This window comes from Mesorhizobium sp. P2_F5, assembly GCF_056403715.1.
Window position 1 is genome coordinate 125,504 of the sequence record NZ_JBFUEY010000003.1, and the last position, 20,068, is coordinate 145,571.

At 60.5% G+C, this 20,068-nt stretch carries 18 protein-coding genes and 1 tRNA gene; 11 read left to right on the top strand and 8 right to left on the bottom strand.

What is annotated here, in order from left to right:
* Positions 1-41: 41 nt before the first annotated feature.
* The gene (locus tag AC1DYO_RS04630; RefSeq protein WP_477260764.1) at positions 42-845 is read left to right on the top strand and encodes a TrmH family RNA methyltransferase; all 804 of its coding nucleotides are present in this window, start codon (positions 42-44) and stop codon (positions 843-845) included.
* 35 nt (positions 846-880) lie between these two features.
* Here AC1DYO_RS04630 and AC1DYO_RS04635 read toward each other — a convergent pair whose 3' ends face one another.
* A complete protein-coding gene (locus AC1DYO_RS04635; RefSeq protein ID WP_477260766.1) occupies positions 881-2,032 on the bottom strand; it encodes a coiled-coil domain-containing protein in 1,152 nt (383 codons plus the stop codon).
* Between the two features lie 302 nt (positions 2,033-2,334).
* Positions 2,335-2,871, bottom strand: a complete 537-nt coding sequence (locus AC1DYO_RS04640; RefSeq protein ID WP_477261455.1) for a DUF1134 domain-containing protein — start codon at positions 2,869-2,871, stop codon at positions 2,335-2,337.
* A gap of 391 nt (positions 2,872-3,262) precedes the next feature.
* Between AC1DYO_RS04640 and chpT the strand changes: the two genes are divergently transcribed.
* Together chpT and AC1DYO_RS04650 are read left to right on the top strand one after the other, a co-directional pair.
* Positions 3,263-3,892, top strand: coding sequence for a histidine phosphotransferase ChpT (gene chpT, locus AC1DYO_RS04645; RefSeq protein ID WP_477260768.1), 630 nt, complete (start codon positions 3,263-3,265; stop codon positions 3,890-3,892).
* Between the two features lie 258 nt (positions 3,893-4,150).
* Positions 4,151-4,519 (top strand): response regulator transcription factor, encoded by a 369-nt coding sequence (locus tag AC1DYO_RS04650; RefSeq protein WP_181061265.1) that lies wholly within the window; start codon positions 4,151-4,153, stop codon positions 4,517-4,519.
* Between the two features lie 84 nt (positions 4,520-4,603).
* On the opposite strand, the gene ctrA is transcribed toward AC1DYO_RS04650, so the two are convergent.
* Positions 4,604-5,299, bottom strand: coding sequence for a response regulator transcription factor CtrA (gene ctrA / locus AC1DYO_RS04655; protein ID WP_006203583.1), 696 nt, complete (start codon positions 5,297-5,299; stop codon positions 4,604-4,606).
* 449 nt (positions 5,300-5,748) lie between these two features.
* Here ctrA and AC1DYO_RS04660 point away from each other — a divergent pair, with 449 nt between their 5' ends.
* On the top strand, positions 5,749-6,126 hold the full coding sequence (locus AC1DYO_RS04660) for a flagellar export protein FliJ (RefSeq protein ID WP_181061346.1): 378 nt from the start codon (positions 5,749-5,751) through the stop codon (positions 6,124-6,126).
* Between the two features lie 106 nt (positions 6,127-6,232).
* Here AC1DYO_RS04660 and AC1DYO_RS04665 read toward each other — a convergent pair whose 3' ends face one another.
* A complete protein-coding gene (locus tag AC1DYO_RS04665; protein ID WP_477260770.1) occupies positions 6,233-6,637 on the bottom strand; it encodes a winged helix-turn-helix transcriptional regulator in 405 nt (134 codons plus the stop codon).
* A 90-nt stretch (positions 6,638-6,727) separates the two neighbouring features.
* Between AC1DYO_RS04665 and AC1DYO_RS04670 the strand changes: the two genes are divergently transcribed.
* Complete coding sequence (locus tag AC1DYO_RS04670) at positions 6,728-7,657, top strand: NADP-dependent oxidoreductase (RefSeq protein ID WP_477260772.1); 930 nt, start codon at positions 6,728-6,730, stop codon at positions 7,655-7,657.
* A gap of 58 nt (positions 7,658-7,715) precedes the next feature.
* Here AC1DYO_RS04670 and sciP read toward each other — a convergent pair whose 3' ends face one another.
* Both sciP and AC1DYO_RS04680 read right to left on the bottom strand, forming a co-directional pair.
* Positions 7,716-7,991 carry a CtrA inhibitor SciP gene (sciP, locus tag AC1DYO_RS04675; RefSeq protein ID WP_013529904.1) on the bottom strand — a complete coding sequence of 92 codons (276 nt, stop codon included), beginning with the start codon at positions 7,989-7,991 and terminating at the stop codon, positions 7,716-7,718.
* An 85-nt stretch (positions 7,992-8,076) separates the two neighbouring features.
* Entirely contained in the window at positions 8,077-8,250 is a 174-nt protein-coding gene (locus AC1DYO_RS04680) for a hypothetical protein (protein WP_477260774.1), read from the bottom strand.
* On the opposite strand from AC1DYO_RS04680, the gene mnmA reads away from it, so the two are divergent.
* Positions 8,249-9,439, top strand: coding sequence for a tRNA 2-thiouridine(34) synthase MnmA (gene mnmA / locus AC1DYO_RS04685; protein WP_477260776.1), 1,191 nt, complete (start codon positions 8,249-8,251; stop codon positions 9,437-9,439). The two genes, AC1DYO_RS04680 and mnmA, sit on opposite strands and share 2 nt — an antisense overlap.
* Before the next feature lie 229 nt (positions 9,440-9,668).
* Here mnmA and AC1DYO_RS04690 read toward each other — a convergent pair whose 3' ends face one another.
* Positions 9,669-10,628: a Gfo/Idh/MocA family protein gene (locus tag AC1DYO_RS04690; protein ID WP_477261457.1), complete on the bottom strand. Its 960-nt coding sequence runs from the start codon at positions 10,626-10,628 to the stop codon at positions 9,669-9,671.
* A gap of 238 nt (positions 10,629-10,866) precedes the next feature.
* Here AC1DYO_RS04690 and AC1DYO_RS04695 point away from each other — a divergent pair.
* Positions 10,867-10,943, top strand: a tRNA-Met gene (locus AC1DYO_RS04695).
* Positions 10,944-11,145: 202 nt separating this feature from the next.
* Here AC1DYO_RS04695 and AC1DYO_RS04700 read toward each other — a convergent pair.
* Positions 11,146-11,634, bottom strand: coding sequence for a recombinase family protein (locus AC1DYO_RS04700; protein WP_477260778.1), 489 nt, complete (start codon positions 11,632-11,634; stop codon positions 11,146-11,148).
* A 94-nt stretch (positions 11,635-11,728) separates the two neighbouring features.
* Here AC1DYO_RS04700 and AC1DYO_RS04705 point away from each other — a divergent pair, with 94 nt between their 5' ends.
* From AC1DYO_RS04705 to AC1DYO_RS04720, 4 genes are all read left to right on the top strand, one after another.
* A complete protein-coding gene (locus tag AC1DYO_RS04705; RefSeq protein WP_477260780.1) occupies positions 11,729-13,894 on the top strand; it encodes an adenylate/guanylate cyclase domain-containing protein in 2,166 nt (721 codons plus the stop codon).
* Between the two features lie 928 nt (positions 13,895-14,822).
* The gene (locus AC1DYO_RS04710) at positions 14,823-16,907 is read left to right on the top strand and encodes an adenylate/guanylate cyclase domain-containing protein (RefSeq protein WP_477260782.1); all 2,085 of its coding nucleotides are present in this window, start codon (positions 14,823-14,825) and stop codon (positions 16,905-16,907) included.
* A 71-nt stretch (positions 16,908-16,978) separates the two neighbouring features.
* Positions 16,979-17,890: an RHS repeat-associated core domain-containing protein gene (locus AC1DYO_RS04715; protein ID WP_477260784.1), complete on the top strand. Its 912-nt coding sequence runs from the start codon at positions 16,979-16,981 to the stop codon at positions 17,888-17,890.
* 1,515 nt (positions 17,891-19,405) lie between these two features.
* Complete coding sequence (locus AC1DYO_RS04720) at positions 19,406-20,068, top strand: L,D-transpeptidase (RefSeq protein WP_477260786.1); 663 nt, start codon at positions 19,406-19,408, stop codon at positions 20,066-20,068.

The window sequence follows — 20,068 nt, forward strand, 5'->3', positions numbered from 1 at the left end:
CTCCTTACCTCGTTGACGATTTTTCGCCGGCCGAGGTATTGATGGATCCGATCCAGATCGACGACGCACGCGATCCGCGGGTCGCCGCCTATCTCGACATCCGCGAACGCGATCTCACCGGCCGCCGTGGTCGGTTCATCGCCGAAGGCAAGGTGGTGCTGGACGTCCTGCTGTCAGCCGGACGCTTTGCCGCGGAGTCGGTCCTGGTTCTCGAAAACCGGCTGGCCGGGCTCGACGACATCCTGCACAAGGCCCCTGCCGACCTGCCGGTTTACGTGGCGACAAGCGACGTCATGGATAGGATCGCCGGCTTCCACATGCATCGCGGCATATTGGCGATCGGCAGCAAGGGAACCCTGCAACCCGCCGAAGCCTTGCTGGAGACCTTGCCTGCGAATGCGTTGATCGTCGTGCTCGTCGGCATCGCCAACCATGACAATATGGGATCGATCTTCCGCAACGCCGCCGCCTTCGGCGCCGATGCCGTGCTTATCGACGCCACCTCTTGCGACCCGCTGTATCGCAAGGCGATCCGTGTCTCTGTCGGCGCCGCGCTGAAGGTCCCCTTTGCGTCCTTCAGCGACACTGAAGCTTTCATCGCGAAACTCGACGAGTTGGGCTTCGGCCAGGTCGCATTGTCGCCGCGCGGTGAGGCTGATATTCGCGATGCCGCGAGACCGAAACGACTGGCGCTCTATCTCGGCACCGAAGGCGAAGGCCTGCCCGAGAGCCTGCTTGCGCGCCTGCGGACGGTGCGGATCGTGATGTCTGAAGGCTTCGACAGCCTGAATGTCGCAGCCGCCTCAGCCATCGCGCTGCATCATTTTTCGACTGGCAAGTCGTAGTCGCGCAGAATTTTTGAAAGCCAGCGGCCTGAAGCTCAGCTCGGCAAATCTGCCTTCTGTAGCGCCCGGACGCGATCGGCGAGGCTGGTGGTGCCCGACCGCGCTTCTTGCGGCGCAGCCAATGCCTTGGCGATCGGCGAATCGGGCCCTTCGAGCTTGGCCGTCAGGCTGACGACCTCTGCCGCGAGGGTGTTCATCTGTTCGCGCAACGCATCACCGGCGCTGTGCCTGTTGTCGCCATTTCTCGTGGTTTCGGAACCGCCAAGCTCCGTCTTCAGCCGCTTGTTCTCGCGGGCCAGTGTCGTCAACCTGGCTTCCAGCCGCTCGCGATCGCCTTCGATCTTGGCGAGCACTTTGTCGATGTCATCACCCCTGGATGGGGCATTGTCCTGCGTGCCAACCAGGCCAGCAGCCACGGCGCCTCCCACAGCCTCACCCTTCAATCGTTCGCGAAGCCGGGCCAGTTCCTTTTCACGGCGATCGAGTTTGTCCTCGCGATCGGCAAGCGTGGCGAGCAGGCGCTCAATCTTCTTGTCGAGCTCGGCGGTTCTTTTCTTCTCGGCCTTCAAGGCATCTCGCGTAGCCTTGCCCTCGGCGACGACCTCTTGATAGCGCTTGTCGGCTTCCTTGCGCTGGCCTCGCAGCACCGAAATGTCGTTGGCAAGCTTTTCCAGCTCGGATTCGCGCGCCACCAGTTCGATCTGACGATTGCTGGAGGAGAAGGAGGCGTCGTCATACATCTGCTCGAGCTTTTCCAGCTCGAGCGCGCGCCTTTCCATCATGCGCTCGGCTTGCACCAGCTTGTCCGTCAGCTGCTGCAATTGCTGCTCGCGATGCAGCAGCTGTTCGTTTTTTTCTCCCAGTTCGGTAAGCGCCTGCTTCTTGTCCTTGCGCTCGACCGCCAGGCCTTTCAGCGCCTCATGCCCGCGACTGATTTCGACGAGTTGCTCATTCGCTAGCTCGCGCAGCGTCTTGACGCTGATTTCGAGCCGGCGTGTCGTCATGGCGAACTCGGCCCGCAAGCTGTCCTTGTCGGCCTGGATCTCGGCCAGCGTTCGCGGCACCGATGCCTCGACACGCCTGCGTGTCAGCGCGACCGCCCGCCGCCAGATGGCCGGCGCAACCAGCAGCGCCAGAAAGCCTGCGCACAGAAAGCCGAGGGCGAAGAACAGGATTGACTGAACCAAGGTGACTACCCGTTACGGGCGGGCCGCTATCCGGCAACCGCCAAGTCTGGACTTTGCCACGTTCGCATGACGCAAATCCAGCGCTGCGGCAAGAGTATGCCGCAGCCAGGTTCGGCTTGTGACCTCACAAAATGCACTCGATGGCATGATCGCGGGCTGAGGGCATGTTGAGATAAGGTCAGGCCGAGCCGAAAATGGTTGATACCGAGAACCGGAACGGAGCGGACACGGGTCCGTAAGCACCGGAAGCACAGGTATCAACCATTCGCAGGCCGACCTCACCTGAATATCAATATGCCCGATCAGAAGGGATTCCAGGTCGGCTTCTGCGTCAGCTTCAGATAGCCTAGATTGACGCCAAGCCGCGCGCCGACGCCGGTGCGGATCGGCACCAGCAGCACCCTGTTGTTCTGCAGCACGTTGAAGCCGACGCCGGCCACGACATAGGCCGAACCGGCAACGCCGCCGAACCGGTTGTAGAGATTGCTGACGTCGTCGAGATTGTAGACGAGCATCATCACCCGCGATCCCTCGCCGCCGAAATCCCAGCCGAGCGACGGACCTTGCCAGAACACCTTATGGTCGCCGGCATTCTTGGTGTAGAGCGTGCCTTCGCCGTAGGTAAGGCCGCCGATCACGGCGCCGGAACCCTCTTCGCCGAGCAGATAGCCATTGGGCAGGCCGTAGGAGGCAAAAATCTTCTCGACGACGGTGGCGAGACCACCCGACGTCGCGCCGAAGAACTTGTGGCCGGAATCGACGATCTCCTGAGCGGTGTATTCCTGCGCCCGCGACGCAGAGGTTGAGAAGGCGAGAGCGCCCACAAGGGCAATCGCCATGAAGAAGACACGGACAAAGGTCCGGTCGTAGAATCGGGAAACCATGCTTCCAATCTCCGTCAGGGAGCACTTTCGCCGACGCCTCGCACCCCGTCCGGCTCTTTAGGCGGCCGTTAAGGATGACTGTTACGGGCAAACTATGCCGTAATCCTTTTTCAACCATTAACCTTCCACATGAACATGGCGGTTCGAAGGCTGTCTGACCGTCTGCGCGGGCTCCCATCCTGTGCAAACACGCCATTTTTGCTAACGAGAATTGTGGATTTGTTGCTGCACGCTCGGGCGCTGTGTATTCAGAAGCGCTGGGGAAAGAGCGTGATTCGGGTGGGTGAGGCGCGGCGGCCGGTCGCGTGGCCGCCCGGATGTGAATTTTTAGCAGGGATTTTCGCCGATGGCCGAGCTTTTCTCTCTCTCCGCACCTGACCTCGCAGCCTTGTTGTGCAGCCGCGTCTGTCACGACATCATTTCGCCGGTTGGGGCCATCAACAACGGCCTTGAACTGCTCGACGAGGGCGGCGCCGACGAAGACGCCATGAAGCTGATTCGCCAGAGCGCCAGAAACGCTTCGGCCCGCCTGCAATTCGCCCGCATCGCCTTCGGCGCCGCCGGTTCGGCCGGCATGATGATCGACACCGGCGACGCCGAGTCCGTCGCCATCGCTTTCCTGAAGAACGAGAAGCCGGAACTGGTCTGGAACGGGGTTCGTGCCCTCCTGCCGAAAAACAAGGTCAAGCTGCTGCTCAATTTGCTGCTCGTCGCCAACGCCGCTATCCCGCGCGGCGGCAAGCTGGTGGTTACACTGGAAAGCCTCGACACCGAGCCGCGCTTTGCGCTTGCCGCCAGCGGCCCGATGCTGCGCGTGCCGCCGAAATTCCTCGAACTCCATTCCGGCAACAAGCCCGAGGAGCCGATCGACGCCCATTCGGTCCAGCCCTATTACACGCTGCTCTTGGCGCGTGAGGCCAATATGACGATCTCGATCCACGCGACCGCCGAAGAGATCGTGCTGTCCGCGGTCTGACGATCCGAAGCTGTTTGCCGGCTCGGCCAACGCCCAAGAACAAATCAAGTATCTTTTGCCGCTGATATTTGCGGCCTTGGCCGAAATTCAGAACAGCCAAGTTTCATCGTCGGTGGCGCGTCCGCCGGGACCGCGCGCAAACGACATTTTTGCAAAAACTTTACCTAACGGCTTTTCGGCTTCTTTACCGGATCGGCCTAAGGTGTATCCCGATACCCGGATGCCGCCGGCTCGCCCCAAGGCAAAGAGGACCCGGAAATGAAGCGCTGCATGTTTGTCGACGATTCAAGTGTGATCAGGAAGGTCGCAAAACGGATTCTTGGCGGCTCCGACATGGTGGTGATCGAAGCGGCCACCGGACTGGACGCGGTCGAGATGTGCGCTGCCGAGATGCCCGATGTGATTGTCGTCGACGGCGCCCTGCCCGACATGCAGGCGGTCGATCTCATCCGCCAGGTCCGCGCCATGGAAAGCGCGATCAAGCCGCAGATCCTGATTTCGCTGGTCGAGGTCGATGTCGCTTCGATCATGAAGGCAAAGCGCGCCGGCGCCCAGGGCTATCTCTTGAAGCCGTTCAACCGGCCGCAACTGCTCGAGCGCTTTCGCACTCTGAAGATCGCCGCCTGATTCGGGTCGGCTCGGCCAAAAAGGACAGCAAAAAACCCGGCCTGAGCCGGGTTTTTGCATTGAATTCAATCAGATGATGTTCGCTCAGGCGCTGACGCGGATGTCTTCCGGCTCGCGCAGCACATAGCCGCGACCCCAGACCGTCTCGATGTAGTTCTGGCCACCGGACGCAGCGTCGAGCTTCTTGCGCAGCTTGCAGATGAAGACGTCGATGATCTTCAATTCCGGTTCGTCCATGCCGCCATAGAGGTGGTTGAGGAACATTTCCTTGGTCAGCGTCGTGCCCTTGCGCAGTGAGAGCAGCTCCAGCATCTGGTATTCCTTGCCGGTCAGATGCACGCGCTGGCCACCGACTTCGACGGTCTTGGCATCGAGATTGACCACCAGGTCGCCGGTGGTGATGACCGACTGGGCATGGCCCTTGGAGCGGCGCACGATGGCGTGGATGCGGGCGACCAGCTCGTCCTTGTGGAACGGCTTGGTCATATAGTCGTCGGCGCCGAAGCCGAGGCCGCGCACCTTGTCCTCGATGCCGGCCATGCCGGACAGGATCAAGATTGGCGTCTTCACCTTGGAGAGGCGAAGTGTCCGCAAAACTTCGTAGCCGGACATGTCGGGAAGGTTGAGATCGAGAAGAATGATATCGTAATCGTAAAGTTTACCGAGATCGACGCCTTCTTCGCCGAGGTCGGTCGTATAAACATTAAAACTTTCGGATTTGAGCATCAGCTCGATGCTCTGAGCGGTTGCACTGTCGTCTTCTATCAGCAGAACGCGCATTTCATTCCCCTTTTCTGCCGCCGGACCATGTCACGACCCATCCGGGACCGGAGCAGTGATTGCCTGAACAGAGGCTGCCATCGAATGGTTAACAAAACCTAATTCCGCACCCAGGACGGTACCAGATTTTTTAACCCCTTTCTACACCCTCTTGAATCTAATGGTGAATCACAGACCCAAATCGCTAATGCAACACATTAATAAGTTGGACTAAGTGACTCAAGGGACTCGCTGGCCGGCTTCCGTATCGAGAGCCGGAATTTTTACCCGGCCTTAAGTCCTCGCCCTTATGATTAACAATGCCCGTAAACGAATGGTTACCAACGGCGAAAAACTTTAGGAATTTGTTTCCCATAGTTCGGGGAATGCCGGTGGATACGGGTGGCGCCAGGCCCTGGCGGACGGATTGGACGATATGTGCAGGTGTGCGTTTCCGGGAGTACCGAATCATGAAGTCACGTGAAAACCTCGTTCGGCTGAAACAGTTTCAGGTGAATGAGAAGCGGCGGCAGCTGCTGCAGCTCGACATGATGATCGCCGAGTTCGAGCGCATGGCCGTTGAACTGGAGCTTCAGATCTCCGCCGAGGAGAAGAAGGCCGGCATCACCGACATCAACCATTTTGCCTATCCGACCTTCGCCAAGGCGGCGCGTCTGCGCCGCGACAACCTCAGAAACTCGCAAAGCGACCTCGCCCAGCAGCGAAGCGCTGCCGAATCATTACTCGGCGAAGCTGAAGCGGAGCTTTCCAAGGCCGAGATGCTGGAATCGCGCGACACCAAGATCCGCGATGCGGAACTCGGCGGCCGCAGCGCGATGATCGGCTGAATACCGGATCTGATCCAACCGGCGGCGCCTGACGCCGCGCTTTGCTTGAGTGTAGCCGGACCAAAGGTTCCGGCGCCGCTGATCTGGCCGCGAGGCGGCTGCAGCTTCAGGCCCGTGCCAGCAATTCCGCTTCCTGGTTCGCCGCTGCCCTTGCCCGCGCCTCCTTGATGTCGGGCACATGCTCTTCAGACCATGACCGTATCTGAGTGAGCAGCCCGGCCAGGTTCTGGCCAAGTTCGGTCAATTCATATTCGACCCGCGGCGGGATCACCGGAAAGATTTCGCGCCGCACCAGCCCGTCGCGCTCGAGGATGCGCAGCGTCTGCGTCAGCATTTTGGGCGTAATGCCTTCCAGCTTGCGCGCCAGTTCGCCATTGCGCATCCGGCCGCGGCGCAGCGCGCAAACCACCAGATAGACCCATTTGCTGGCCAGCATTTCGAGCACAGCGTGCGAAGGACACGTTCGCTGGAAGGCGTCATAGCCGAAGCCGCAATCACTATCACTATCCATGAGGTGCCTATATATAGAAAAGGTACATACTAGACAAGGGAATATTACTATCCAAATGATAGTGGCATCAACAGAGCAGGAGAGACTCCCATGCGTGCCGTTATCCAGAATTCCGTCGGCGGACCCGACGTCCTCGTCATCGCCGACCGTCCCGCCCCCTCGCCCAAATCAGGCGAAGTGCTCGTCCGCGTGCACGCAGCCGGCATCAATCCGGTCGATGGCTCGGTGCGCGCCGGCTATTATCCATTGCTGGGCGAACCGCCCTTCACCCTCGGCTGGGATATTTCAGGCACCGTCGAGGCGGTAGGCCCAGGCGTTAACGGCGGCCTCAAGGTCGGTGACGCCGTGTTCGGCATGCCGCGTTTTCCTAAACAGGCCGCGGCCTATGCGGAACTCGCTGTCACCCCGGCCGATGAAATAGCGCCGAAGCCGCAAGGCATCGATCACAATCACGCCAGCGCGCTGCCACTGGCCGGCCTCACCGCCTGGCAGGGCCTTGTCCGCCATGGTGGCCTCAAGCCGGGCCAGCGCGTGTTGATCCATGCCGCGGCCGGCGGCGTTGGGCATCTTGCGGTGCAGATCGCCAAGGCGCGCGGCGCCTATGTCATCGCCACCGCCAGCCCGAACAAGCTTGACTTCGTCCGCTCGCTTGGCGCCGACGAGGTCGTCGACTACACCAGGGGCGACTTCACCGCCGAGGTCCGCGACCTCGATTTGGTGCTGGACCCGATGGGCGGCGACCATGCCGACCAATCGCTGACAGTCCTGAAGGACGGTGGCGTCCTGGTGTCGCTGCTCAATGTCCACGACACCACCCGGGCCAAGGCCGCGGCGCGAAACATCCGCGTCGAGCGCATGTCCGTCGTGCCTGACCGCGAAGGCCTCGTTGAGCTTGGCAAACTGGTCGACGCAGGAAAGCTTGCCGTCCACGTGGCAAAGAGCTTTCCGCTCGAACAGGCGAGCGCAGCGCACGCCTTTCTCGCCACTAGGCCGATCGGCAAGGTGGTGCTGACGGTCTGAAGATTACGACAGGCAAAAGGGCGCGGTTACCGCGCCCTTTTCTGTTGATATCCTGGCTCTAGTGCCGGTATTGCTGGATGCGCGTCGTGCGCAGCCCGGCAAGGCCGTATTCGTCGATCGACGCTTGCCAGGACAGGAATTCCTCGGTGGTCAGCTTGTAGCGCTGGCATGCCTCGTCGAGGCTCAAAAGCCCGCCGCGCACCGCAGCAACCACTTCCGCCTTACGCCGGATAACCCAGCGACGTGTATTCGTCGGCGGCAGATCGGCAATCGTAAGAGGGCTGCCGTCAGGCCCGATAACATATTTGACTCGCGGTCTAACAAGATCGGTCATCGTACTCTCTACAAAAAACTCAAAGACCCAATCCCCACCACATTACCGCCACAGCTTTAAAAATTGCCTAAGCGAACCCTAATGACTAGGTAAGGATCATGAACGCCGCGTTAGTCTTTTCGTCGGCATTTGAGTGAACGCCCGGCAGGCGCGCAATTTTCCCGCCAAATCGGCGCAGCCGCAAAGCTGGCGCCGCCGATGTGGTTGACCTATATTCGCGCCACTGCCATTGAAGCGCCGCGCAGAACGAAAGAACCATGAACAGCCTCGACCTTCCCGCCAGCCCGCAAAACACCCGCGTCGTCGTCGCCATGTCGGGCGGTGTCGATTCGTCCGTCGTCGCCGGCCTTTTGAAGCGAGAAGGCTATGATGTCGTCGGCGTCACGCTGCAGCTCTACGACCATGGAGCGGCAACGCATCGCGCGGGCTCGTGCTGCGCCGGCCAGGACATTGACGACGCTCGCCGCGTTTCCGAGACATTGGGCATCCCGCATTATGTGCTCGACTATGAAGAGCGCTTCCGCAAGGCGGTCATCGACCCGTTTGCCGACAGCTATGTCGCCGGCGAGACGCCGATCCCCTGCGTGTCCTGCAATCAGACGGTGAAGTTCGCCGACCTCCTGGCGACCGCTAAGGACCTTGGCGCCGATGCGCTCGCCACCGGCCACTACATCCGCTCCGGCGCCAATGGCGCCCACCGCGCGCTGTTCCGGCCGGTCGATGCCGACCGCGACCAGAGCTATTTCCTGTTTGCCACCACGCAGGCGCAAATCGACTATCTGCGCTTTCCGCTCGGCGGCCTGTCGAAGCCTGCGGTGCGGGCTATCGCCGAAGAGATGGGGCTGACCGTCGCCGCCAAGCAGGACAGCCAGGACATCTGCTTCGTGCCGCAGGGCAAGTATTCCGACATCATCGCCAAGCTGAAGCCGGCTGCCGCCAATCCAGGCGACATCGTCCATATCGACGGCCGCGTGCTCGGCCGCCATGACGGCATTCTGCGCTACACGATCGGCCAGCGCCGCGGCATCGGCATTGCTTCCGGCGAGCCGCTCTACGTCGTCCATCTCGACGCCGACCGGGCGCGCGTCATCGTCGGCCCGCGCGAGGCGCTGGAGACGCACAAGATCTACCTGCGCAACATGAACTGGCTGGGCGATCGCGCGCTGTCCGATATTCCGGCCGCCGGCATGGAGCTGTTCGCCAAGGTCCGCTCGACGCGGCCGCCGCGGCCGGCCGTGCTGCATCACCGCGCCGGCAGCACTTTTGTCGAGCTGGTCGACGGCGAGTCCGGCATCGCGCCCGGACAGGCCTGCGTGCTCTATTCCGACGACGGCAACGAGGCCCGCGTCTTCGGCGGCGGCTTCATTGAGCGCTCCGAGCGGGGCGCCGAGGCCGAAGCCATGCTGACGCGGCTTGCCGCCAGGCCGGCGCAGGTTCCCGCGGAATAAGTCAGGCAGCTACCACCCTCCTCAGAGACCGTTTCGAAATTCGCTCTGGCGAGTCATATGGTGGTGTTTTCGAGAACCGGAGCGGAGCGTACTTAAAGTACGTGAGCACCGGCCTGCGCCGGCCGAAGCCTTAACTGCCACACAGCGACTATGAGTGCTTCGGCCGGCGAAGGCCGGAAGCGCAGAAAACGCCATCAGATGACCGCCGGAGTAGAATTTCCAAACGGTCTCAGGACTTGGTGTGGGTGACCGTGCCCGCGGTCAGGATGCGCAGCACCCTGATTGCTTCCTCGCCGCTGGTGCGCGGCTCGGCCCGCGTCTCGATGCACTGGATGAAATGCTCCAGTTCGCGCGTCAACGGCATACCCTGGCCGACCGCGACATAGGACGGCTCGTTGGTGGTGAAGGCCCATTGGCCGCTGTCCTGCCACACCGCGTGGCGGTAGACGGCAAGCTTGCGCTCCCATGGCTCGACATCGTCGAACACCGCCATCGCCTTGGTGCCGACCACGGTCAGCCGCCGCTCGCGATAGGGATTGAGCCGTGAGGTGAAGAGATGGCTGCGCAGCCCATTGGGAAAGCGCATGTGCAGGTGCGCGAAGTCGCTGAGGTTGTCGAGCAGTGCAGCCCCTTCGCCGCGCACCTCGATCGGCTCGGTTCCGGTGATCGCGAGGATCATCGACAGATCGTGCGGGGCCAGATCCCACAGCGCATCGTTCTCGGTGTGGAATTTGCCGAGGCCGAGACGGTGCGAATGGATGTAGCGGACTTCGCCAAGCTCACCATTGTCGATCAGCGCCTTCAGCGTCTCGAAGGCCGGATGGAAGCGCAGGACATGGCCGACCATGAAGACGCGGCCATTGTCCTTTGCCGCCTGCACGGCACGCTCGGCGTCGGGCACCGTCAGCGCAATCGGCTTTTCCACCAGCACGTCCTTGCCGGTCTCAGTGGCCCGCACGGCAAGATCGGCATGGAATTGCGGCGGCAGCGCCATGACGATGGCGTCGATATCGTCACGCACGAACAGCTGGTCGGGCTCGATCGCCAGGCAGTCCTGCTCACTGGCAAAACCTTCGGCCCGCGCCCGATTGGCGTCGGAAACCGCATGCAGCGCGCCGAGCGCCTTGAGGGTGCGGATGTGGTTGCTGCCCCAGTATCCGCAACCGAGGACTGCAATGCGCGGCTTCATCAGCTTCAAACTCTAATTTCTTGGCCGAGACATAGCGACGTGCCCCGTCGAACTCAACCCCGGGTGCTCACCTCAGATGTCTGCCCGGCAAAGCTTTTCGCCAGCGGCAATATGCCGGCGCGCCTGACGGATCGATGCTTGACAGGCTCGCCCTCCCAACCTTATATCCGCGCGACCTTGGCGAACGCCCCCGAAATGCCTTTCGATTTAAGGCGGATTTCGGGCCTTTCGCCGCCCTGGCGGGGTAGCTCAGTTGGTTAGAGCACGGGAATCATAATCCTGGGGTCGGGGGTTCAAGTCCCTCTCCCGCTACCACCATTAACAACACTCAAGCTCCCAAAGCCGGGAAGCCCGACCAAGGCGTTGAGTTTTCCCAGATGGTGACGTTTACCCCGCCCTGTCTATCGCGGCTGGGAAACACAGGGATGCTGTCTACTCGCGGAACGCGTTCGCGCCAACGCTATCGCCGTTGTCGATGCCGTCTTGAAGTTCCTCCTCAGGCCGGCTTAGTTTCGCCTCATACTGATCGAGCGCGCCGATGGAGTGCAACGACATCGACCCTTCTGGGGACGCTTGCGAGGTCACGCTCCAACTGCTGCCGCTCCGCTCTTAATATATGCACCTTGTCGCCCACATCGTCCGGGGTGAGCAAGCCCTTGGCAAAACCATCTATAATGCGGTCAATTTCACGCCGTTTTTCTGCGATTTTGCGAGCCAGGGTCGAGTGCCGGCGTTCTGAAGTTTCGACCAGACGCTTCCGCTCCGCGACATAGGTTTCGATGAAGAGGGTGACCTTACGCGGTTCCCGCAGGCCGTATGCGCGCCGCATATTTCCATTGAGTGTTGACGCATTCCAAGCCCTTCCACGCGGCCGCACAACTCCAGTTTGGTTCAACCCGTGCGCGATCCGACGAGGAGAGCTGCCCGGACCGTACTCGGCAAAGACCCTGCGAACGATCTCAGCTTCCGCCCCCACGATTTCCAGCTCACCCGGTCTTCCCGGCACTGGATGATCCCGAGACACCGGTGACGGACGCTGGAGAGGTCGGTCGTTTCATTTCAGTGTGACCAGGTCTATAACTCCACGGGGGACCAGATCGATGGAGCGTAAGCTTTCCGCCATTCTCGCTGCCGATGTTGTGGGCTATTCCGCCCAGATGGAACGTGACGAGGCCGGCACGTTCGAGCGCCTTCGTGCGCGACGCAAGGAACTGTTCGAGCCTGAGATTGCCCGCCACCACGGCCACATCTTCAAGCTGATGGGCGATGGACTGCTGGCCGAATTCGGCAGCGTCGTGGACGCGGTCGAATGTGCCGTGTCGTTGCAGCACGCCCTGGCGGAACGCAACGACGCCGTTTCCGAGGATAATCGGATTCGCGTCAGGATCGGGATCAATCTCGGCGAGGTGATTGTCGAGGGCGAGGACCGATATGGCGAGGGCGTCAACGTCGCTGCCAGGCTCCAACAACTAGCGGAACCTGGCGGCATCTGTGTCTCGGCAAAGGTCGCAAAAGAGGTTGAGAAGAAGTTGGCTTTCGGCTTTGAGCCGATGGGCCAACAGAAGCTGAAGAACATCGCCGAACCGGTGCAGACGTACCGGGTGCTGCTCGACCCCGCGGTGGCGGGAAAGCCCATGGCTGTCATTCGACACCCACGCTTCAGGCGCAATCTGGCCGTCGCTATTGGGGTCCTTGTTGTCGCAGTCGGCCTTGCAGCAGCGTGGTGGCGACCGTGGGAGCCACCGCTTCGACCCACCGCTCTGACGGCCAATGCGAAAGCCGACACCCGGCCATCCCTCGTTGTGCTTCCATTTGACAATCTCAGCGACGACAAGGCGCAAGGTTATCTGGCTGACGGTTTCACCGAGGACCTGACCACAGAACTTGCACGCGTGCCCGGCCTGTTCGTCGTATCGCGAAACGCGGCTTCCGCCTACAAGGACAAGGAGACTAAACCCGCTGAGGTCGCCGCAGCGCTCGGTGTCCGGTACATACTGGAGGGCTCGATACGTCGGGGCGGCGACGACATGCGTATCAACGCGCAATTGATCGACGGCTCGACCACCGGTCATCTCTGGGCAGAACGTTTCGACGGCCAGTGGACGGATGTGTTTACGCTGCAGGACAAGGTCGTCGCCAGCATCGCAGGCGCGCTCAAGCTCCGTCTCGTCAGCGCCCAAGGCAAGGCAGATGTCGCGGGCGGCACGCGCAATCCTGCAGCCTACGAAGCTTACCTCCAGGGCATGGAAATCTACAATCGTCGCAATACTCCAGACGAGTTTGCGCAGGCGGTGAGGTTTTTCCAGCAGGCGCTAGAACTCGATCCGAATTTCGGCGTGGCGGCAGCCTCTCTCGCATGGGCCTATCGGGACGTGGACGGGCCGCGGGTCAAAGCTTTAGGCATTTCGGAAATTTGGGCTCTTTACAACGTCTACAAGTACGTGGACGAGGCGGCCAAGCATCCTTCGCCCTCGTACTATCAGCTCGTTGCCAGTTTGCAGGTTCGCGAGCACCGGTCCGACGAGGCAGTCGCGATTATGTTCAAGGCAGTGGCGCTCGACCCGAGCGATCCCTTGAATTATGTCGGACTGGCAGACGCCCTGACTTTCAATGGCAGGCCGAACGAGGCGCGCGACTATCTCGACGTGGCCAACCGTGTCGACCCAGGCGGCAATGACTATCGGCACTACCAGGCGGGGCTGGCTGAATTTGGCCAGGGTCGTTTCGCGGAGGCCGTCGACTACCTTGAAAAGATTGATCTCCAATCGCCCGATCCATGGCCGAAATTCTATGGCCTGCAGGTATTGGTTTCGGCCTACGCACATCTCGGGCGCAGCGACCAGGTCGCAGCCTATGGCGACAGGCTGAAGGAAGTCATGTTGGAACGAAAGGATGGAGGGGCAAATCAGCTGGTCACGCAGAGGTATTTTGTGTTCAAGAACCCGGCCGACATAAGACGCCTTCTGGATGGCCTGAACAAGGCCGGTTTGCCGGAGTTGCCTGAAGAGGCACATTTGGACACGAAGGACCGGCTTACCGGTTCGGAAATCAAGTCTCTCATCCTTGGTCGCGAACTGCGCGGGGGAGGCGCATGGCTAAATAAAGAAACCAGCTGGGTGCAGGAGAACTTCCTGTGCGACGCCATTCCGAAAGTTCAGACAACCTGCGGCGCGATCTTCCGCAATCCTGCCGGGACGGCGGAGCGACTCAACGAGTATACGGCAGTCTTCCGTTTCGATCGTTTTGGGTTTTCGACCGTCAAATAAGACCACCCGGGACCTGCCGGCGATATTCCATTCCGAACCAAACTGCTCGCGGACCTTTCTGCCCGCTTATCGCGCCACGAGCGCAACGGTCTCGATCGACGCAAGGCCCACGTCCTCAAAGGCAATCCCCGCGAGCCGACGCCACAGCTTGTGGGATCGGATTTCAGAAGCGTCGCAGCAGCGGTGTAAGGCAAGGACTGGCATCGCCGCAGCGGATGCCCTTTTGCATCGCGGACATCGCAACCCACGGCGAAATGGGCAGCGGCTCGTACGGCGGGACTTTTCGGGGTGCGGCGAGGGCAAGAAAGACTGGGCCGGTTTGCTGGAGTAGGGGTTGGAACGTCTGGTCTCCCGTTTCGAAGGGAGGCCCGGAACCCGCGCCGCGCATCAAGATCGAGAGCATGTCGTCGCAGGACTGCCGAAGGCGGATCTAGTGGGAACCGCTAGTTCGAGACATGATGCGAAAGGTTAGCATCAAAGCAAGTAGCTTGCGCCATCCACGCCTTTGACCTTTGCCAACATTGCTCGCCGTCTAGGTAGGCACAATGTCAGTACGGCGCGGCCGAAGCGCGAGGCCACGGCCGTAACCCTTTGCTCGCCGGGTGACGCGGCGCATGGTGCGGCGCTATGCAGTTGGTGAGTATAGTTGCTAACCCAGCGATAGAACGAGCGACGATGCCCGTGAGACCGCGACGCTTCCGCCGTGCGGTCCCACCGGCAAATCGACAACGCATTCCCGCACACGTCTCGCAGTAAATTTGCTATGCATATGCGAGGGAGAGGGGGAAACAGATGAAACACGATCCTGGCTTGCCGTTCGACGCGACGCCGACGCTCCTGTTTCCGAAGACCTGATGCAAAAGCAAAGTAAGATCTCATGTCTTCGCCAGATGTGACCGGCTCATCATCCAGCCCCTCGGGCTGGGGCTTGGCCGCAAAGCTGTTTACAACCCTCGTCCTTCTTGGCGCGATCGCGGTCCTGGTGACCGGGACGCTCGGTTACTTCCGCGCCCGCGACGCCCTCGAAAAAGCAGTCTTCGACCAACTCACGACCGCTCGTCAGACCAAGACGCGGCAGGTCGAAACCTACTTCCGCACGATCCAGGCGGAACTGCGCCTGCTTGCCACTTCCAAGATGGTGGTCGATGCGACACGCGAGTTCCGGACCGCGGTCGACCAACTCGACCGGGCAGGCGCTCCGCCTGAACTGCGGCAAAAGGTCGGCGATTGGTACGCTGAGAACTTCATCCCCGGAATGACGCGCACCCTTGGCAGGGAACCGGCCCTGTCGGACTACCTGCCGGTCGATGGTGCCCCCTACTATCTGCAGGATCACTACATTGTGGAAAATCCCAATCCGGCGGAGCGGCGCAAGCTTCTCGACGACGCCGGCGACGGAAGCGAATACTCCAGGCTGCATGCCATATATCATCCATTGATGCGCGCTGCGGCTACCACGGTCGGCTTTTTCGATCTCATGATTGCCGATCCCAAATCAGGTCGCCTGATCTATACGGTCGAGAAGGAGGTGGATTTCACCACGTCTCTTCAGTTGGGTCCCTACCGCGGCACCAACGTCGCGGCCGCAGTCGCCCGCTGCTCGCAGATCGCAGACCCGTCAGCCATCTGCCTGGAAGATTTCGCCTCTTATGCGCCATCAGGCGGCGCACCGATCGCCTTCATGGCAGCACCAGTGATTGCCCAGGGCGTCGTCATCGGCGTGCTGGTCGCACAATTGTCGAATGATGAGATCGACAACGTTGTCACCGGTAACCGCCGCTGGCGGCAGGAAGGGTTCGGCGACACGGGTGAGGCCTATCTCGTCGGACCCGATTATCTGGTGCGCTCTGGCCCGCGGGCGTTCTACGAGAACCGCGATAACTTCTTCGCCGAGCTCAAATCCGTCGGCGCTTCGGACGAGGAGATCGCCGTCATTCAGCGTTACGGGACACCAGTGCTGCATCAGCGCGTCGACACCAAGGCCTCCCGTGCCGCGCTCGCCGGTGTCGAGGGCACGGGCGAGATCATCGGATACCGTGGCGTCCCGACGCTCGCTTCATGGGGACCGCTCGCGATTTCCGATGTCAAGTGGGCTCTCGTCGCCAAGATCGACAGCGCCGAAGCCTTCGCACCGATCGCCCAACTCCGCCGGGATCTGTTGCTCGTCGGAGGACTGGCGCTGCTCGTGGTCGCCGCCACCGCCGCCTGGCTTTCGCGCGCGCTGCTCGGACCGCTCCGCGATCTCACTGCCGGGGTGAAACGCTTCTCTGCTGGCGACTATGCGACCACCGTGCCGGTCCGCACGCGCGACGAGATTGGCGAGCTCTGCTCGGCCTTCAACGGCATGGTTGAGGATTTGCACCAGAAGAATGTCGTGATCGAGAACAAGAACCGCGAGAACGAGCAGCTGCTGCTCAACGTCCTGCCGGCACCGATCGCCAATCGGCTGCGCGCTGGCGAAGAGAGGATCGCCGACGGCTTCGCCGAGGTCACGGTCGCCTTCGCAGACCTGGTCGGGTTCACCGCATTGACATCGGAAATGCCGCCGCACGATGTCGTGATGTTTCTCAATGGCCTCTTCACGCGCTTCGACGTTGCCGCCAATGATCTCGGCATCGAGAAGATCAAGACGGTGGGCGACGCCTATATGGCGGTGTGCGGCCTGCCCGTGCCGGTGGCCAACCACGCCGAGCGCATGGTCCGCATGGCCATCCGCATGGTCCACATTACCCGCGAGCACGCGATGGAACACAACGTCTCGATGAAGCTCAGGGTTGGCGTCAACAGCGGGCCAGTGGTCGCCGGCGTCATTGGGAAGAGTAAGTACATCTATGATTTATGGGGTGACACAGTGAACCTGGCGAGCCGCATGGAGTCTGGCGGAATTCCCGACTCTGTTCAGGTGACGCGCCCGGTCTACGAACAGCTCAAGGACCAATTCGTCTTCGAGACGCGCGGCGCTATCGAAGTCAAAGGCAAGGGAAAAGTGGAAGCCTGGGTATTGAGATTTTAGTCGCGGGGCAGCTCCGATGCCGGCTTGCCCTCCACCTGTCCGCCGTCAATGGCTTTCGCCGAGGGCGCGACTTGGGCGTCCTGAGTGTCACGCTGAAGTACAACGCCTTCGGCCAGCGCCAGACCTCGACCGTCAGCGGCGGAGGCGGCATCTTCATCTTCGGCCAGGATGGCCTGCTGCTCGCCGAATACACCCCGCTCGGCGTGCTTATGAGGAACTACATCTATCTGGAGGGCAAGCCGTTCGCCATCGAGAACCTCGCCGGCGATGTCTTCTACATCTTGAACGACCCGGTGTCCCAGCCGCAGAAGATGCTGTACGGGTCGCCCGCGGCCGTCGCCTGGCAGCGTGTCGCCGGCATCTTCGGCAACACCGTCTCTCAGCCGGTCGGCGCCACCAGTGCCAATCCGCAACGCTTCCCCGGCCAGCAGGAAGACCCGACCAGCGGTCTCTACTACAACTACTTCCGCGACTACGACCCGGCCACCGGCCGCTACATCGAGCCGGATCCGATCGGGCTCAACGGCGGTGTTAATTTGTATGCCTATGCCTTAGGCAATCCAGTTGGCCTAATTGATCCTCTTGGGCTTTGGACCGAACAGCTGGGTCTTTCGTTGAATTTCCAATTCGGCCCTGTAGCCGCGCAGTTCACGGCTGGCCTTGCGATTGATGGCACTGGTGCAATTGGAACCTACTACGCTACACCCCTAGCTGGCCTCGGTGTGGGAGAAGATGTTTCGGGCGGTGTCTCATTTGCTTACTCTCCCAACGCATGCTCTATACACGACCTGGGAGGGCCATTTACAAACATCGATCTTGGTGGCGGTTGGGGGCCACATGCGTCGGGCGACGGCTTCTTTGGGCAAGGCTCACATGGTCAGTTTGTTGCTGGCGCAGGTGTTACCATTGGCCCCGGCTTGGGTGCGGGAGGTTCTACTACGATTACGACGACGACCGTGAACCATCTAGGACATATCTGGTGAATTTGTGGAGATTCGCTTCCATTGTGCTGATAGTTCTAGCGCTTGGACTGGCTAGTTCATATGTAGCGTTGTACGTACACTATAGTAATACACGTCAATCAACGCCGCAGCCAGAACTTGGCCGTACAATTCCGATAAACAATCATGGAACTGTCGTTTACGTAACCAGAAATGAGCAATGGGAGCTGGAGGGTATCTCGTATGCAGCCATTCTCTTCGGAATCGGCGGTGGGATCCTGTTCAGATTGTCATCGAAGAAGTAATGGCTTAGTTGCATCACAACGAATTACGGTGACAGTGCACTTTTCTAACATATTCTGGCCCCAGCAGGCGGCGCGGCATTGGGATTCCCGTCGGGGTGTGGCTTCGGGGCAAGTATAAGTAAGTTCAATACCTACACTACGACGACCAGCGGCGGTTGACACTGTCCATGCGGCACTCCAACAAACTAACGGGCATCGCGCCGCTTTACATTGGCCTTTTTACGGGCGGTTTAGTCTTCTTGTTCGCTGCGGTTGTCATTAATGCGCGGCCTCACGGCTGGTTGGATTGGTATATGTTGGCGAGATTTAGCCAAGATGTACAAGGCGTCATAAGGCACGTTGAACCGGAGAATCATAGCGCTTGCTACTTCGAATATCGTGTTGAATCGGTTCGCTATGAAGGAGTGGATCAAGGTTGTCGTCTGGATGTCGGGCGACCGGTGACGGTTCATTACCTACCGGACGCCCCTCAAGTTTCGACGACATCGTCCCCATCCAAACAGTTTGCCCTATTGGTCTTAGGGCCACTCTTCCTCTCGGTTCTGGGTGGCAGCTTGAGTGGCTGGAGTGTGTCGCGTCGTAGACGGCGTTGTGACAAGGGGGGAAACTAGGGGAGGAAGGCTCTGCAAAAACGAGGAATCCTCATTCTCGCGATCATTGCTGCAATTCCTTTGGCGATCGTTGCCGATCAGACATTCGGGAAGGGATTTTCATGGCAAGATATGGATTGGAACGGTGATGGCCATACCTCGTTTGCAGAGTTCTTTCACACGTTTGACGTAGGCTCACGCGAAGTACAGGTAAATAGTAAGCAATGCAGGGAAGCCTATCTCTTGAAGGATGGGATGCCAGTTAAGCTGCTGTGCCCCTGACAAAGGGCCGAGACTCCGGCGGCTGAGGCCCAATTGTCGGAAGAGAGGAGATATAGCTCGGTAGCGCCGCACACGGCCAGACCGTCGTTGAAGGAGATTTGTTTATGGGCGTAGGGGTGGTACTCCGGTTTCGGTGATTGCGGAGTTCGCCATCCGTGGCGGGCAATGTCTCCTACGTCCTGTAGGCATTGACCCACCCAACAATAGAGATTGTTTGTGCTGTTTAGGTCCGCAACGAGGTCGCCAGCGGAGCGTCCACTTGCTGATGACTTCAGCCTGGAAGCTGATCGTCAGCTCGCGGCTAACTGCAGCATTTTCCACTTTGAGGCGAAATAATTCTCAACTATGGTCCTTCAGGCTTAAGGCATGGGGGATTGCCGATGGTTTTATCACGCAGGGATGTCGTGCTCGGCGGCCTGGCGCTGGTCGTGGCCAGTGCAACCGGCACTATTGTTCAAGCTGCGGCGGCGGCAAAATCCTTTTTCGCCGGTACCGCCATCGACAACGATTTTGTCTATCGCAAGACCAACTTCGCCAAGATCGACAAGAGATGGCATCGCCAGATCGTCAAGTATTTCAGCAGCGAGCCGGTCGGCACCGTCGTGGTCGATACCCGCCACCATTTCCTCTACCTCATCATGGAAAACAAGACCGCCATCCGCTACGGCGTCGGCGTCGGCAAGGAGGGCTTCAAATGGTACGGCCGCGCGACGATCGACCGCCGCGCGCTCTGGCCGCAATGGGTCCCGCCCCCCGAAATGCGTAAGCGCAGGCCGGAGCTACCGCCCATGATCGCAGGCGGCGCGTCCAACAATCCGCTCGGGCCGCGCGCGCTCTATCTGTACCGCGACGGCGCCGACATCGGCTACCGCCTGCATGGCACGCTGGAGCCATGGAGCATCGGCACCGACGCTTCCAGTGGCTGCATCCGCATGTTCCCGGAAGACATCATCGACCTCTACCAGCGGTGCCCGATCGGCACCGCGGTGGAGGTCCTGCCGCACATCGCCGACCAGGCGCCCGCTTCCACCACTGTCGAATGA